Below are 523 nucleotides of genomic sequence, written 5' to 3'. Positions count from 1 at the left end.
GCGAGTGGGAAAATGGAGAGTTTTATATAGGTGGTTTTGGCAGTTATGATCGTGCCCGTGTTGCGCATGCACGGGGGGGTAACAGTGGAATCAATACTTATGGTATTGGCGCTTATGTCACTTATTTTGATCATAGTGGATGGTATCTCGATGGTATTTTAAAATACAATCATTATCAAAATACTCTAAAAGCCGTTTCAACGAATGGTTTAGAGATTGAAGGAACATATACTCAAAGGGCATTGGGAACTTCCTTTGAAGCTGGTTATCGACTTAAGACGTCAAAGAACAGTTGGTTGCAGCCTTATGGACAATTTACATGGTTGCGTATTGAGGGTAAAGAAATCAAATTATCGAATGGCATGACAGGTGACATGCGTCCATTTACTTCATTACGCAGTGAGGTTGGCTTATCTTTAGGATATGAATTTGGTTTTCACATGGATTCCTCATCGCTTGCGTATATTACAGCAGCATGGTTGCGTGAGAATAAAGATGACAATCAAACGTTAATTAATCAACG

At 39.6% G+C, this 523-nt stretch carries 1 protein-coding gene; it reads left to right on the top strand.

The window, feature by feature from the left end:
• Positions 1 to 523 (top strand): autotransporter outer membrane beta-barrel domain-containing protein (locus ACFING_RS10165; protein ID WP_375630857.1); only part of this gene is annotated, 523 nt, incomplete at both ends.

The organism is Bartonella sp. AP150HLJHH, assembly GCF_042196385.1.
GTDB lineage: Bacteria > Pseudomonadota > Alphaproteobacteria > Rhizobiales > Rhizobiaceae > Bartonella.
The sequence above is the reverse complement of the archived record's forward strand: the minus strand, read 5'-3'. Positions and strand labels throughout refer to the sequence as shown.